Annotated in this window: 7 protein-coding genes; 4 read left to right on the plus strand and 3 right to left on the minus strand. The window is 54.8% G+C overall.

Going from position 1 to position 16,141, the window contains the following annotated elements:
- Both E9954_RS05685 and E9954_RS05690 read right to left on the minus strand, forming a co-directional pair.
- Entirely contained in the window at positions 1-3,726 is a 3,726-nt protein-coding gene (locus tag E9954_RS05685) for a hypothetical protein (protein WP_136078247.1), read from the minus strand.
- An 89-nt stretch (positions 3,727-3,815) separates the two neighbouring features.
- Positions 3,816-5,192 (minus strand): sulfatase family protein, encoded by a 1,377-nt coding sequence (locus tag E9954_RS05690; protein WP_136078248.1) that lies wholly within the window; start codon positions 5,190-5,192, stop codon positions 3,816-3,818.
- 162 nt (positions 5,193-5,354) lie between these two features.
- Here E9954_RS05690 and E9954_RS05695 point away from each other — a divergent pair, with 162 nt between their 5' ends.
- A complete protein-coding gene (locus tag E9954_RS05695; protein WP_136078249.1) occupies positions 5,355-8,339 on the plus strand; it encodes a sulfatase-like hydrolase/transferase in 2,985 nt (994 codons plus the stop codon).
- A 117-nt stretch (positions 8,340-8,456) separates the two neighbouring features.
- Here the strand turns inward: E9954_RS05695 and E9954_RS05700 are convergent, their stop codons facing one another.
- Complete coding sequence (locus tag E9954_RS05700; protein ID WP_136078250.1) at positions 8,457-9,452, minus strand: LacI family DNA-binding transcriptional regulator; 996 nt, start codon at positions 9,450-9,452, stop codon at positions 8,457-8,459.
- A gap of 214 nt (positions 9,453-9,666) precedes the next feature.
- Between E9954_RS05700 and E9954_RS05705 the strand changes: the two genes are divergently transcribed.
- Genes E9954_RS05705 through E9954_RS05715 form a run of 3 tightly spaced genes read left to right on the plus strand, consistent with a single transcriptional unit; the run spans position 9,667 to position 16,133 of the window.
- Positions 9,667-11,397, plus strand: a complete 1,731-nt coding sequence (locus E9954_RS05705) for an MFS transporter (RefSeq protein ID WP_168442004.1) — start codon at positions 9,667-9,669, stop codon at positions 11,395-11,397.
- A complete protein-coding gene (locus E9954_RS05710; RefSeq protein ID WP_136078252.1) occupies positions 11,390-14,746 on the plus strand; it encodes a GH36-type glycosyl hydrolase domain-containing protein in 3,357 nt (1,118 codons plus the stop codon). The genes E9954_RS05705 and E9954_RS05710 overlap by 8 nt, the downstream gene beginning before the upstream one ends.
- Positions 14,730-16,133, plus strand: coding sequence for a sulfatase (locus E9954_RS05715; protein WP_168442005.1), 1,404 nt, complete (start codon positions 14,730-14,732; stop codon positions 16,131-16,133). Before E9954_RS05710 ends, E9954_RS05715 begins: the two co-directional genes overlap by 17 nt.
- Positions 16,134-16,141: the final 8 nt, after the last annotated feature.

The raw sequence follows: 16,141 nt of genomic DNA on the forward strand, positions 1-16,141 counted from the left end.
TCATGGTTTCATTTTCAGTAGACGCAGGTTGTCGATGATGACGCGTTCATCGGCAGTGACAGCGGTGGCGTTGTCTCGGGTGAGGCGGATGATGAAGCGCAGTTTAACGTGGTCGGTATCGCGCTTGCGGAATCCGGCACTGAGTCTGGTCCGGGTGTCGGGCCGTTCGAGGGTGTCGAAGTAGTCATCGCGAATCTGAGCGTTTGTTGCGTCGTACACCTTTACTGTGCTGCGGAGGCTGGAGCCTTGCAGGTTTTCGGTGATGACATCGTATTCGAGCACATAGTGCGTGTTGGTCGGATCTGCTGATATGTCGTACTCGCGATAAACCTGTGTGTAGTTGCCATTGGCGGCACCAACGGTGGCAATGAATTCGCAGGAACGGGAACCTTCGAGGCGGCTGTCGGCCACATTCGAACGGCTCAGGCCGGTCTGCTGCGTGGATGACCATCCGTTAAGGTTTCCATCCTCGAAACCATGGTTGCTGAAGAGCTCGGGTTTGCCGTCGAGTTCGACCGTGATCTGCTCGAAGGGGTGGCCGGAAAGGTCGGCGCGCAGCTCGGTGGCTCCGGCGGGTTTGAAGGTTTCCAGGGGTTGGAAACCGGTGTCTTCCGAGATAAAGGACGTGCCGTTATACCACTGCACGCGCAGCGGGCCGCTGTTGGTGGAGAGGACTCGTGCAATATATCGGGTGCCTTCGAAATCGGCGGATACATTGTAGGTCTGGTTGGAGAGCGGCTGGAGCAATTCACCTTCTGCTCCTCCCACCATAAAGTTGGTATAGCCTGCGGAGGCAGGGACGGTGAAGGGTGAATATTGATAGCCGAGGTAGTCCCAGTTGGAACCATCGGTCGTGCCCCTGATCTGCCGTTTGATGAGCTGGGAGAATTCGACGAGATAATCCCCGTTGGTTTGAACCGACCACTGTGGTTCGAGATAGGTGTGGTTGGCAATGGTCTGGTCGATACTTCCGGGCTTAAGGAGTTCTCCCAGGGCATAACCTGCATATTGGTGGTCGGTGGGGCTGATGTTGCTCATCAGCCAGGTGGGGTAGTCGTATGAGATGCGGGTGAGCAGATGAGGGTCGTTGTAGTTTGCAGAGCCTTCCAGCAGTTGGCGGCGTCCATCGCGGTAAGCAAAGTAGGCGCCGACCACCGGAACCGTGTCGCCATGAAGTCCGAATCCGATCACGGTGCCGAAGCTGTTTACGGTGCCGGGGTGGTAGGTGTATTTGTCGGCGCTGTAGGTGTGGGTGGTGGATGGGTCGGACTTGCTCAGGTCGGGAACCTGTCCGGCAGAGAAAGCGGTGAGGTGTTCGGTGGCATGGTCGTCGGTCCAGCCGGCATAGAGGGCATAGAAGTTTTTGAATTCCTGTTTCCAATCGTTGGAAGACCGGCAGTAGGCGACGGTGGCCTGGTCATACATGCGCCAGAAACCGGCCATGGCAGTTTTTACGATCGGTTCAGTTGGCAGCTCATAGTTGTATGCATGGTTGTCGCGATAGCGCCAGTAGTCGAGGTAGGCATTTTCGTTCATCGGTTCGGTGGCGGCCATGAGCTCGCTGTAGAGATGCAGTTCCTGATAAGGCGCAGGACGATGCCCGCCGATGACCGGACCCATATCGTCGGCAGGAGAGGCAAACTTGCCGAACTCGCGGACGTAGTCGCGCTGGTTACGCAGGCGACTGATCATGGTGTTGGCGGCTTCGACGATTTCAGTGTCGTACCAGAAATAGTTTTTAGCACGGATGGCCATGTGAATGGCTTTCATGGTGGAGTACGCGCTGGTGGTGGCGTCCGGATCGGCATCGTTCCATGCCAGATTGCCGGTGTTGGAGTCGTACCAATGGTGCCACTGGCCATCTGAATTAACGTACAGGGTGGAATATCGCTTCACGATCTCGCGAACCATGCCCTGTGCTTCCAGATCACCATTGACGTTGTGGCTCATCAGAAGCTGGTTGACGACCCAGTAGGCCGCATCGGGGCTGGCCACCGAGCCGCGGTTTTTATTCCAGCGGGTGGCAGCATTCTGCACCATGCCGGTGAGTCCGCCATCCTGCCAGCAGAGGGTTTTGGCAAACCGTACATTCTGCTCAAACTCATCGGCCACCCATTCCATGAAGTCCATGCGGGTGTCGTTGGTGTCGGCGATCATCTCCGGAATAGGTTCTGCGGAGAGGATTCGTCCGCAAGCCGTTGCCGCGATATCCTTCAGCTCATCGGAGGTGTTGATATAGGGGGCGGGCGTAAAGGAGCCTCCTGCCTGCAGGTCGGCGGTGGAGACGAGGAGCAGGTTCCGTTGGGCACCGGTGTCCTGAAGGATTATCAACCCGCCTTGCCCTGGTGCGCCGAACGTGCGGCCCATGCTGATGGCGACCATGTTGGATACGGTGGCGATCTGCGTCAGCACCGAGTTGGTCGGATTGAGGCGGTATAGATGGTTCGGCGATGCCACGTAGAGCATCTGATCCTGAATGTCCACGGCGATGCCGCGAACCGATGCACCGATATTGACCGTTGCGTTGTAGGAGCCGGTCAGGTCGTCGAGCTGTGCATCGTAGCGGAGGATGTCGCCCCCGGCGGTGCCGACAAACAGTTCGCCTTTGAAGTGGGCGATTCCAAGCTTCCCGCTCCCCAGCGAGAGCCCGGTGATAAAATCGCTCTGCTGTCCGGTTCCGGCGTTGTAGGCGATCACTGAGTCCGGAGTGGACATGAACAACTGGCGGCCGGAGGCCGTGAAGGCCATGCCGTTGATGTTGGTGGCGGTGAATGTATCCAAGGCTGCTTCTTCAATTTTGCTGATCTGAATACTGTTCTCGGTGGCGGCAGCATAGAGCCCGGCATACTGCGCGGCCGCCACGCGGGTGGCGGCGTTGAAGCCGCCCCATCCCGCTCCGGGGGACTGCATGAACAGCGTCACGTTATCAACCAGAGCGGAGGACTGGGTGCTGATTTCGATGGTGTTGTCGGTCGTCCAGTGGAACCAGGCGCGTACGGTGGCTGTGGTGGGCGGGGCAATTCCGCTGATGTTTAAATGTTTCCAATCCTCGGACGTGTCGAGGTTGGCATTCACATCCAGTGTAATTCGCGAAATTTCAGAACCGTTTCCATTCAACCAGATGATGGCCATTTCGAGTGTGCTGCCGTTGGATTCAAAGTTGGGGTTGAACTTGAAGGCGGCATCGAGCGTGTATTCCATTCCGGCAACGCCCACGGTATCCTGCCAGAACGAGCGGTCGAGGTTGGTGGCGAAGGCTTTCAGCCAAACTCCTTGCTCACCGGTTTCGCCCGCCCATCCGGCCTTATGGATATCCTGCCGATCTCCGTCTTGAGTCCATTCGCCATTGGCACTCACATTCGTTCCTCCTGATGCCAGTGCCGGTGTTTCAAAGTCACCGTTGATGATCAGGTTGGCTGGCGGAGCAGAGGTGGAGGAGGCTCTGTAGAAGTGGGTCGTTGGGGCAAGCGGCGCGGTGTCCACATAAACCATGTTGGAGCTGGTTCCTGGCAGTTCTGAAACGACGGTGTTCCAATCATTGGAAAGCAGGTTGTCGGTCCGGAGGATGCTGTAGTGTTGGTCGGCCTGTGTTTCAAATTCGAGTGTGGCCACCACGCCGCCGGGGGAGGTGGTGAAGTCGTATGCGGTGAATGGAACGGGGGTGGATGCCTGCACAATCAATGCACAGAACAGGCTCATTCCAATGATCTGAATTCTGTTTTCCATAATCTATTCCTCTTCTTTTTTTAGACCGGATCACAGGATGGATAGGATTATTTTAGCATCCAGTTGATCCTGTTATCCTGTCAAAAACTCTACCAATCCTTGTCAGGACTCTTTGGGTCGATGCGGACTTTGCCGCAGAAGGCCGGTTGCCAGCCCCATTGCGGGTCGGGCAGGCCGTTGGACCATTTTTCATATTTTTTCAGCAGCTTTTCAGCAACTTCCGGATATTCCTTGATGACATCCTTCGTTTCGCCGGGATCTTCTGTAATCTTGAAAAGCTGCCAGTCGCGGACTTTGCCGCCGTCTTTTTCCTTCACTTTCACCAGTTTCCACTCCGGGGTCCGGATACAGTTCTGGAACAGAAAGCGCCAATAAAGTTCACTATGCGGCGGCGTTTTCATATTGCCGGCCAGATGGGGCAGCAGGTTGACCCCGTCCAAGTTCCAGTCTTTGGAGATTTTTCCGCGGGCGGCGGTGACGGCAGTGGGCAGGATGTCGAGCGAGATCACCGGCTGTTTATAAACCGTTCCGGACGGGAGTTTTCCTTTCCATTGAACCACATAAGGAACATGAATGCCGCCTTCGTAGAATTCGCCTTTCTGTCCGCGCAGGGGACCGTTGTCGGCCGCAATGTTTTTCGGTCCGCCGTTATCACTGAGGAAAAAGATCAAGGTATCTTCTTCCAATCCGTGTTTCCGAAGTTCGGAAAGTATTTTTCCGATGTTCTGATCCATCGAGTAGACCATGGAAACATACTTGCGGCGGGTTTCGTCTTTGATGTGTTTGAACTGTTCAAGATGTTCCGGTTTAGCATGCATCGGGCCGTGCGGGGCATTGAATGCCGTGTACAAAAAGAAAGGCTCGTTTTTGTGGCGCCGGATAAAATCAGCGGCCTCATCCCCGAAAGCATCGGTTATGTAGTCCTGTTCCATTTGAATGGAATCCAGGCCGCGCACCAGTTTACTCGGCCGGAAATAATCCGTGGCTCCGTTGTTGAAGCCGTAAAATTCATCAAATCCGCGATGAACCGGATTGTATTCGGGAGATACGCCGTCGTGCTGTTTTCCCACCATACCGGTGGTATAGCCCAGTGACTTCAGGCGATCCGCCATCGTTTTCTGATCAAGCGGGAACCCGGGTTTTGTTTCGGCCGTCTGTCTGAAGGGGCCGGGATTGTCTTCAAACCCGAAACTGTTCTGATAACGTCCGGACAGCAGGCCGGCGCGCGACGGGCCGCAGACCGGACAGGATGAATAGCCATTGGTACAGATTACTCCATTTCCAGCCAATGAGTCGATGTGGAGTGTGGGAAGATCGGTGCACCCGTTATAGCCCACATCGCCATAGCCCAGGTCATCTGCAAAAAGGATGAGAATATTCGGCTTGCGTACGGATTTTGCGGCCAGTGCGCCGGTGGTAACTGCACTGGCTGCAGCGGTTTGATGCAAAAATTTTCTGCGGTTCATATCAGCTCCGGAGGGTCAGTGTTGGCTGGAATCCTTTGTTTAATGTTTGACAATGTATGCGGTTACATTCTATTTTGCAACCTAATTCATATAAAAAAGAGATAGTGGCGGGGCTGAACGCATGGAACACCTCAACGGTCATAATGTGCGCAAGAGGAAGAAATGAAACGACTGATAACACTATATGCAATATCAACTGTCGTTATGAGCTATTCGGCCACCGTGACGTATGATTTTGACGGCGGAGATTTTGAGGCCACGGTGTCCAATGCTTTGCTATCCGCCAGTGCAGCGTCTTTTCAGCTGGGTGTGCCCGAACCGGGGACTGGCCCGCAGGTTCAGCAGTTGGCTGAGCGATCGGACGGGGTGGGGGGGATTGTGTTTCATATTAATCAGCGTTCATTTAATGATAGTGATCTGGTACCGATGTCACCAACCGAGTCTGGTATTGAATTTATGGTCACTCCCGATTCGGGAGGGGCGATTGATCTCTCCTTTGCATCATTGACGATCGATGTCTCTGTTTTCAGTGATGGTGCGTCCGTAATGGATTCAATTGGACTGTATGCAATAGTTGGGGGTGTAACGAGTGCCGTCGATGGGGTCAAAACGGTGATCAATCCAGGTGGCGGAGGCAATACACTGGATCTGTACGATGTCGGTACCACCAGCCGTGTGTCCGGATGGAATCTGACGCTGACGGATACGACCGTTGTGACCGATACGCTGATTTTTAATCTGTCGGAATTGGGCGAGTTATCGATCGATCAATCCATTGCATTCAAAATTGCGGGCTTAGTTAATAAAAACAACACCGCAAACTTTAATAGTTGTTTTGATCAGATTGTATTGTCATTGAATTCTTCAGGCAGCAGCAATACCGTGCCTATTGCGCTGGATGATGCCTATAGCGTGGCCCGGGGGATGGACCTTAATGTGGCAGTTCCGGGTGTTTTGATGAACGATGAGGACGGTGACGTACTGTCGGCACTGCTGATCGCTGACGTTGACTCAGGATGGCTGACGTTGAATGCGGATGGATCCTTCGATTACACCGCAGCGGACGGCTACACCGGGACGGTAGGTTTTACCTATGCAGCCATTGATGGGGTCTCAACGGGAAATACCGCTGCTGTCTCTATTCAGGTCTATGAGCCGATTGCGGTTGAGCGACCGAATATTCTGATTTTCTTTGCAGATGATATGGGGATCGGTGATTCCCGTATTTATAATCAATCTGCCAATATGCCTCCGGCTCAACCGACGATTGAGGGTTTTGCGTCTTCGGGAATGGTCTTTAATGATGCCCATACGCAGGCAGCGCTCTGTGCTCCGAGTCGATATTCAATTCTGACCGGAAACTACCCCTGGCGCGGTCGAACGGAGGGTGGTTCCTGGCACATGAATAAAGGGGCGCAGGTGATGTTGGGGCAGCAAACGCTGGCGCATGTGCTGAACAGCGCCGGGTATCACTCGGCTATTTTCGGAAAAGGGCATCTTGGAGGATATCTGGCCGATGCAAACGGTGTGGCCGATACAAAACAGATTGTCTGGAATCTGCAGGATGCCCGCGACTTTCTGGCGGGTGATACGACTAAACAGGCGAATTATTATGATCCAACAAAAACGGATTGGACGCAGCCGGTCAGTAACGGGGTGCATTCAGCACTCGTGGGTTTCGATTATTCATTCATGCTCTACGGAGGGATTCAGGACCCTCTCTATGCCTATTTCGAGAATGATTATATCGTGGGTAATCCTGCTGATCTTTTTGTTTATGATAATCCACATTATATGACGGATAACGGCGACCATTGGACGTATCGCCCGGGCTATGGATTACCGGACTGGTATACCTGTGATGTCGGCCCGACATTAACCCGAAAAACGCTGGATTATATTGATGCGCACCTGGCGGCCAATGAGGCCGGCGGTACGGAGGAGCCGTTCTTTATTCATTACTGCGCTGAAGCGGTTCACAGTAAGCATACGCCGCCCATTGATTTCCTCGGTACGCCGGTCGCCGGCGAGACGGGATCTTCGCATTCAGATATGCTTTTAGAGCTGGAGGTGGCTTTCAGCAATATTCTTCACAAACTCGAAGTGGAAGGCCTGCTGGAGGATACGCTGGTAATCTTTACCTCCGACAACGGCGGGCTGGGGATCAATGAGGCCGGCAGCGGTCATAATCCGAATGAAGGGCTGCGGGGTTATAAGGCCTCCATCTGGGAGGGAGGACATCGCGTTCCTCTCTTTGTTAAGTGGGGCGACCGTATTCCAGCGGGTTCTTACGATCACATGGTCGGCGTGCACGATATTTATGCCACCCTTGCTCAGCTGGTAGGTAAAGCTCAGGGAAATGGGCAGGGATTGGATGCCGTAAGTTTTCTGTCGGTCTTGTTGAGCGGTAATCAGGCGCCGGTTCGTGATCATTTGCTGTGCAGGGGTAACTCTATTAACAAAGGCTCTCAGGATGTGGATCCCATTGAATTTACCGGAAGGGCCGTTCGAGAGGGCGCGTATAAGCTGGTTACAGATATGGATGGAAATCCGTTGTATCTCTTTGACCTAGCCGATGATTCCTCGGAGGGCGCGGATCTGCTGAGTGAGCCTGCACAGGCTGAACGACTGGCCCGAATGTCTGCAAAAATGGATGAATACGTTTCGATGGTTTATGATTATTCACATCCTTCGGCCGCACCGCGCAGTGAAACTTTGCCTCCGTACCGGGATCTGAATGGAAACGGAATGGATGATGATTGGGAGATGCTATATTTCGGTAGTACAAATGCTCCGCTTGGCGGGGCTGAGGAAGATTTTGATGCAGACTCAATTGTCAACCTGCTGGAGTTTTCATTCGGCAGTAACCCGGCTCTTGTTAATGATCCTGCTGCAGTGCTTCCTGAGTATGCGGTATCCGGTGATATTTTTGAATATATTTACCGCCGCCGCCAGGATGCTTCAGCTTGGAATCTTTTTTATACCAACGAACAGACGGATAATCTGATGTCAAACCGCTGGAGTTCTGCCGGGGTAACGGAGGCGGGGGCCGCGTTTATTTCTGCAGATATTGAGTCGGTGACGAATCAGTATTTCATGACAGGGACAACGAACCGGTTCTTTCGCTTGCAGGTTGAGGCGAAGTAAAGTGCGCGAAGCGCCTTGGAGCGCGGAGACGTGTCTCCGCTTTTAAGTGGAGCTGTGCGCATGAGAGCGCCGACGTGGTCGGCGCACTCCAGAGCGGCTGCGCCGCAGGGGGCAGGCTTAGCCTTTGCTGGACTTGCGCACGGTCAGGGACGTGGTGACGGTTATGGTCGATGGATTAAATTTTTTCTGATCAACGCGGCGGATGGCTAGATTCGCCGCTTCGTAGCCGATATCCATCATGGGGACATGAACCGATGTAAGTCCGGCATAAAGTGCAATTTCAGTGTCATCAAACCCGGCAACAATCACATCTTCCGGCACACTGAGCCCTTTGTTCTTTAAAGCTTCCACGGCTCCAAGGGCCATACGGTCGTTAAAAGCAAACAGGGCTTCGGGGGCCGGGTTACCTGCATCCAGATATTCGGTCATATGCTGAATGCCACCATCATAGGTAAAGAAGCTTTCGATGATTCTGGCTTTCGAAAAATCTTTCCCGGCATCTTCAAAGGCCATTTTAACCCCGTTCAAACGCTGCATACTGTCAAAGTTATCAGCCGGGCCGGTGAGCAGCATAACATCGTCGATGCCTTTTTCCAACAGGTGGGCTACTGCTGCCGCGGCTCCATTGGTGTTATCGATTCCGACGACATCGAATGATGCGCTGGTTTCTGCGCTATGGCCGATCATTACAATCGGAACGGCATCATTCACCAGATTTTTAAGCTGACGGTCTGAAAGATCATTATTGATCATGACAATGGAATCGGTCCGGCCGCGGGAAGCGAGTGATTGAAGCGTATGTTTCAGGCCGGTCTTGTCATGATAGAACGCCGTGAGAAGGTGAAGGCCCGCTTCTTTGGCTGCATTATCAATGCCTCGTAAGACCTGCACATAGAATCCGTTGTCAATTTCAGGGAAGATTACACCGATGGTATCGGTTTTCTTCCCTGCCAGCATACGGGCGGCCTGATTGGGGCGGTAGTCGAGTTCTTTCATGGCATCCTGTACGATCTTACGTGTCTTTTCGGTCACGGCGTTGCTGCCATTAATAACCCGCGACACCGTCGCTGTGGAAAGACCGGTTTTTTTACAAACATCATATAGTGTTGCCATGTTTCAATCCCCTCTGTAAGTCCGCTTGATTTTGCTGATACCGTGTGAAATGTAACCGATTAGCAAGACAAGTTAAGAAAAATCTAAATATTCCTTGTCCCACGGGCAGGTAAGTGGTTTCTTAGATCTTGAAAGTAAGCGGTTACATATGCTTGAGAAGAGGTTGTTGATAAAAGTTGTCAAACCCGCCGGGTGTTACCGCGTATACAGAGATATGAATTTGAACGAGCATCATAAAACTTCAGTGGCCGACCGTATCCCTATGGGGCAGAAGGTGGCCTATGGACTCGGTGGCATCGTACCGATTGCTTTGGCCAATATTGTCTACATGCTCATGGGTATCATTGGGAACATCAGTCTGGGGTTGAGCGCCTTGGTGCTTGGTTTGGTGATGGCCGTGCCGCGTTTGTGGGATGCCTTCACGGATCCGATGATGGGCTACATATCCGACAACACGCGCAGCAGCGCCGGGCGTCGCCGCCCGTATGTGTTGTGGGGCGGCATCGCGGTGTGTATTGCTTTTGTTTTGCTCTGGTGGATTCCCAAAGGCGAAGGTGCGTCGGCCTGGGTGCAGTTTGGTTATATTCTTCTTTTGCTGATCATGTTCTACACCGCCGTTACGGTCTTTGAGATTCCGCACGGTGCGCTTGGAATGGAAATGACGGCCGACTATCACGAGCGTACGCGCCTGTTTGCGGCTAAGAGCTTTATCGGCAACATGGGGGCCATGGCCACGCCGTGGCTATACGGCTTGGCACAACTCGATCTGTTTAAGGGGGCGGGAGGAAACGCATCGGACGGCATGCGCTATGTTTCGCTGATCGTCGCGATCATCGTCCTTCCATGCATCATTATCTGCTACAAGGTTTGCCGGGAAGGTAAGCTGGAGCAGGTCAAGGAGCAGGAGCGGGTACCGTTCCGGGAAAACATCGGCGTTACCTTCCGCAACAAAACCTTCCTGCTGCTCGTAGCGATCATTTTCATGGTCATCATGGGCTTTAATTTTGTCGGCAACTTTGCCAACTACATCACCATTTTCTATCTCTATGGGGGCGATCAGGTCTCCGCCGCGAAACTGATGGGCGTCACGGGTACCGTGTGGGCGGTCACCTCGTTGGTCGCCATTCCTCCAATGAACTGGATCAGCGCGCGGGTCGGCAAGACGCTCACCATGCTCGTCTCTATCTCGTTGATGGCCGGGGGCCAGCTGACGAAGATCTGGTGCTACAATCCTGAGCATCCCTATCTGATCCTGATACCGACCGCCATGCTCTCCGCTGGCATGGTGATGTATTTTACCCTGGCCAGCGCCATGGTGGCCGATGTTTGCGACGAGGACGAGCTGCATACGGGCAACCGCAACGAAGGCGCCTACTACTCCATCTTCTGGTGGTTCATGAAACTGGGTATGGCCTTTGCCGGCATCGTGGCCGGGGCGCTGCTATTGGTTTCCGATTTCGACGATAAGCAATCCTCCATGGTGGATGCGGTCAGCGGTCCCGTGCGCGAGCTGAAAGCCGGCTTCGAAAAAGACGCAGAGATGCCCTCCGCCGCTGATGTAACCGAAAAAATTTCAATTTCGATCAAACAAAACCAAGCGCTGGCGGACCATTTCCGAGCCATGCAGGAAAAGGTGCCTTCCGATGCCGAGCACTATGCCGAGTTGTTGGAAGGTGTGGAACGCATCGATGCCGGGCTTCAATCGATTTACACGGGGGCGGAAGAGTTCACGAAGGTGTGCGATTCCGTGTTGTCGAAAGCCCTTGAAGTGTCCCGCCAAAGCGTGCGGACGGTTAATCACCTTAGAATATTTGAAATTGGCATTCCAATTCTGCTGAGCGTCATGTCGTTCATCGCCATGCGCCTTTATCCGCTATCCGAAAAGCGGGTATACGAAATCAAGGCGGAACTCGATCGCCGAAAGGAGACTGCTTCTAATGACTAATGCAACAACACTGGATCGCAAGGAGAAGGCGATGAAACTCAATATTGGAAAACGCGACGATTTTGATCTGGTCGAATACTCGAACAAGGCCGGGCTGAAAATCGGCTTCCACCGCAATGGTGGAACGCACTGCATCTGTCTGAACGACCTCATGGTCAGTCAGCTCGAAGGGCATCCGCTCCAAGGCGGCCTCGATCGGGTAGACCTCCGCTTGCTCGGCGCCGATGAAATCCAAGCCGTTCCCATGTCCGGTACTTCCGCCAACTGCGCGTTTCACGAAAACGGGGTGCGCTGGATGCGTACGGAAGAGGGGATTGAAGCCGCCGTCGAGCTGGTGTTGCATCCCGAACTGCCGATCCTGTATCGCATCTGCCACGCGAAAAACACGAACACCAAGGCCGTTTCGATCGACTGGATGGCGGGGCAGGATATCGGCATTGCCGATCCCGGCGCGCTCAAGAGCAACGAGGCCTATGTCTCACAATATCTCGACCACAAGATCATGGCGCACCCGATCGCCGGGAAGGCGGTTCTCAGCCGCAACAACCTGCACCCGAAAAATCCCGTCGCTGCCAGCTTCTGCCTGCAGGGCGCCAACTCCGCCTCCACCGACGGCTACCAGTTTTTCGGCACCTCGTCCAAGATAGATGGCCAACCCGCCGCACTCGGCTTCCAAGCCCTGGAAAACCGAGTTAAGCAGTACGAGTTCGCCTATACTGCGCTGCAGTCGCGTAAAATCCACCTGCAACCCTGCCAAAGCAGCGTTACGGTTTTTGCGATGTACATTGTGGACGAGCACCCGGATGTGACCTCCGCCGCCGACCTTGCGCTGATCGATGCCGCGCTCAAGGCTGACCAGCCGGAGCCCGGCGCCATAACTTCGGATGCAAATTCCGGTGCTTTTTTCGCCGATGCCGAACTGCTGTTCGGTCAGCCGTTGGAAAAGGATGAACTTGAAAAACTGTTCGGAAGCGAATGGCGTCACACCGAATACTCCGACCGCCACGAGCTCTATTCCTTCTTCTGCGGCGAAGACACACACGTTGTACTTCCTGCAAAGGAAGCCATCGTTGAACGGCAGCACGGCACCATCCTGAAATCCGCCCACGGTGCGGAGCTGGATGAAAACGTCCTGTGCATCACGGCCTACGGCTACGGTGCGTTCGGTTCGCAGTTCTCCGTGGGCAACACCTCCTTCGGGCGCTTCACCACCATCCAGCGTAACTCGCTAAACCTCGAGCGCTCCAGCGGCATTCGTCTTTACGCAAAGATGGCCGGGCAGTGGCGGCAGCTTGGTTTCCCGTCGGCCTTCGCCATGGAGCGCGACCGCGTCCGCTGGATCTACAAGATTGAAGCAACCACCTTCGAGGTCGTGGCGCACGCCACCTCCGAAACGATCGAATATTCCGTGGTTTCCATCTCGGGGACGCTTCCGCCGATGCGCGCCACCCTCGAGGTGCACGGCGACGCCAACGAGTTCGATTCCGCGCCTGGCGTAGAGTGGGATGCCGACGACGGTCTGCTGACCCTCCTTCCCGCCGAAGGCTCGTTGCTGAAAAACAAATTCCCCGAAGCCTGCATGCTGGCAAAGGTCGATGCCGCCGAATGTCTCGTCGGCGGGGCCGAGTTGATCGGCGGCGAAAAGGAACCCTATGTGGTAATCGATGTGCCCTCCGGACAATTCTCGCTTTCGCTGACCGGGCACTATGAAGGCCGCGCCGTCGCGCAGGCGCGTTTCGGAAAAATTACGGAACCCGACTGGGACGCGCTGATGGCCAACTTCCATCTCGAATCGAAGTGTCCCGTTACCACCAAGCTTTCCGACACGCTCAAATGGTATGCCCACAACGCCATGATCCACTTCGCCGCACCGCGCGGCATGGAGCAGTATGACGCCGCCGCCTGGGGCACGCGCGACGTCTGCCAAGGCCCGCTCGAGTTCCTTCTCGCCGTTGGCCATGATCAGGTCACCGCCGACATGCTGCTCGAAACCTACTCGCACCAGTTCGAAGATACGGGTACGTGGCCGCAGTGGTTCATGTTCGATGGCTTCCACGAAATCCAGCAGCACGAATCGCACGGCGATATTGTCTACTGGCCCGTCAAAGCGCTCTGTGACTACATCGAAGCCACGGGCGATTTCAAGATCCTTGAAAAAGAGGTGCCCTATGCGGGCTCCGACGAGTCCGTAACTATTTTCGAACACGTCAAGAAGGCGGTTGACCATATCATCGAGAGCTGTGTCGATGGTACTTCGCTGCCGAGTTACGGCGACGGCGACTGGAACGATTCTCTTCAGCCTGCTAACCAGGAGATGAAAACGAACATGGTCAGCGGCTGGACAGTCGGTTTGGCCTACCAGTCATTCACGGCGCTTTCCAAGGTTTGGAAAGCCTACGGCCGTGAAGCCGATGCCGAAGGACTTGACCAATTCCTCTGCAAGATGTTCGCCGATTTCCAGAAGCATATCATCGAAGATGGCGTCGCCGCTGGGTTCGTCTTCTTTGCTAAAGATGAAACCACGCACATGCTGCACCCGTCGGACGAGGACGGCATTACCTGCCGCCTGTTGCCGATCAACCGCTCGATCATCAGCGAACTCTTCACGCCGGAGGAAAAGGACTTCCACCTCGACCTCGCCGCGCGCCATCTCAAATTCCCGGACGGAATGCGTTTGATGGATCAGGCACCCGCCTACACGGGCGGAAAATCCACCCGCTTCCAGCGCGCCGAAACGGCATCGCACTTCGGTCGCGAGATCGGGCTTCAGTATGTACACGCGCATATCCGCTACTGCGAGGCCATGGCCAAGGTCGGCCGCGCCGACGAGCTGGTGGAGTGCCTGTTGCAGATTTCCCCGGTCGCCATTAAGGAGACCGTGCCGAACGCACGGCCGCGCCAGGCTAACCTCTATTTCTCCAGTTCCGATGCCGATGTCTACGATCGCTACGAAGCGCAGCGCGGTATGGGTGAACTGAAGAAGGGCAACATTGGTGCACTCGGCGGCTGGCGCCTTTATTCCAGCGGCCCGGGTATCTACATCGGGTTGGTAATCGGCAAGCTCTTCGGCATCCGTCGCAACCTCGGCCGCATCGAGATCGATCCGGTTCTTCCGAAATCGCTCGACGGCACCGCGCTGGACCTCGACCTCAACGGCAAGCGCGTGAAGTGGATCTACCACGTCGAGCGTCATGCCTACACTCCGGCCAAGGTGGTGGTCAATGGAACCGAAGTCAAATCCTTCAAGTTGTTGGATAATCCCTACCGTACGGGGGGCTACAGTATCGACGCAGATCTCTTCGATTCCATGCTCACCGAACAGGAGAACACTGTTGAAATCTATCTTTAAGCCGATCCTGCTTTTAAGTTGCCTGATCGCACTGCCTGCAGTGGCAAAGAAGCTTAATGTGCTGTTTGTGATCGTGGACGACTTGCGGCCACTGATCAGTTGCCAGGGCGATCCGATTGCGAAAACGCCGAGCCTCGATAAACTCGCGGCGGACGGCATGGTGTTTGAACGGGCCTACGCGCAGTATCCCATTTGCGGGCCGTCGCGCGGCAGCTTTATGTCGGGCATGCGGCCCGACACCACCGGGCTGATGGGCAATAACACGCCGTTCCATAACGTGCTGAACGAAGAGCTGACCCTCAATCGCTATTTTATGCAGCAGGGTTATGCCGTGTTCGGTGCGGGCAAGGTTTACCACAACAGCATCGGCGACGACTGGAGCGAACCTTATTTTAAATCTGAATGGCTCGACCATGTGAAGCCGGAGAACAAGCGGAAGGCCGATATTTTCTTCACCCCCAAGAGCGAGGGGTTACCGCCGTCCATCGAAGCTGAGGACGTGGGCGATGACGCCTACTGCGACGGACAGGCCGCCGCCGCTTCCGAAAAGTGGATCGCTCAAGCTGCCAAGGACGGCAAGCCGTTCATGATGGTGACAGGGTTCCGCAAGCCGCACCTGCCTTGGTGCGCTCCAAAAAAATATTGGGATCTCTACGAACGCTCGGCCATGCCGGTCGCGGCAAATCGTTATCATCCGATAGGTGCGCCGGAGATTGCGCTTAAGCATTACGGCGAACTGTTCGGCTATGGCGATATCCCCAACGGCACGCCGTTGACCGACGAGTTGATCCGCCAGAGCATGCACGGCTACTATGCCTGCGTCAGTTATGCCGATGCTCAGCTCGGTCGTGTTTTGGACGCGCTGAAAAAGGCGGGCGTCTACGACAACACCATTATCGTTCTCTGCGGCGACAACGGCTACCACCACGGCAACAACGGGGTGTGGACCAAGGGCGTCTGCTGGGAAACCACCAACCATGTGCCGCTGCTGCTCAAGGTGCCCGGCGCGAAAAAGGGCCAGCGCTCCGATGCGCTCGTAGAACTACTCGACATCTATCCGACGCTCTGCAGGACCGCCGGGCTTCCCGTACCGAAGCATTGCGAAGGAAAAAGCCTGCTTCCGCTGGTCGAGCACCCGAAGCAGGAGTGGAACGGTTTCTCGGCCAGTCAATTCCGCAAGGGCAAGATTATCGCCCGTTCCATCCGAACCGATCGATACCGCTTCACGCTTTGGGAAAAGGGGAGGGGCAACGTGGTCGGCACTGAACTTTATGACTATGAGAAGGATCCGCAGGGCAATGTGAATCTGGCGGCCTCTCCGGAAAATAAACATCTGGTGGAAAAATTCACCAAACTGCACCAGTCCGAGTGGCCTAGTGAATATTAGGGGTTAAA

Source organism: Pontiella desulfatans (assembly GCF_900890425.1).
GTDB lineage: Bacteria > Verrucomicrobiota > Kiritimatiellia > Kiritimatiellales > Pontiellaceae > Pontiella > Pontiella desulfatans.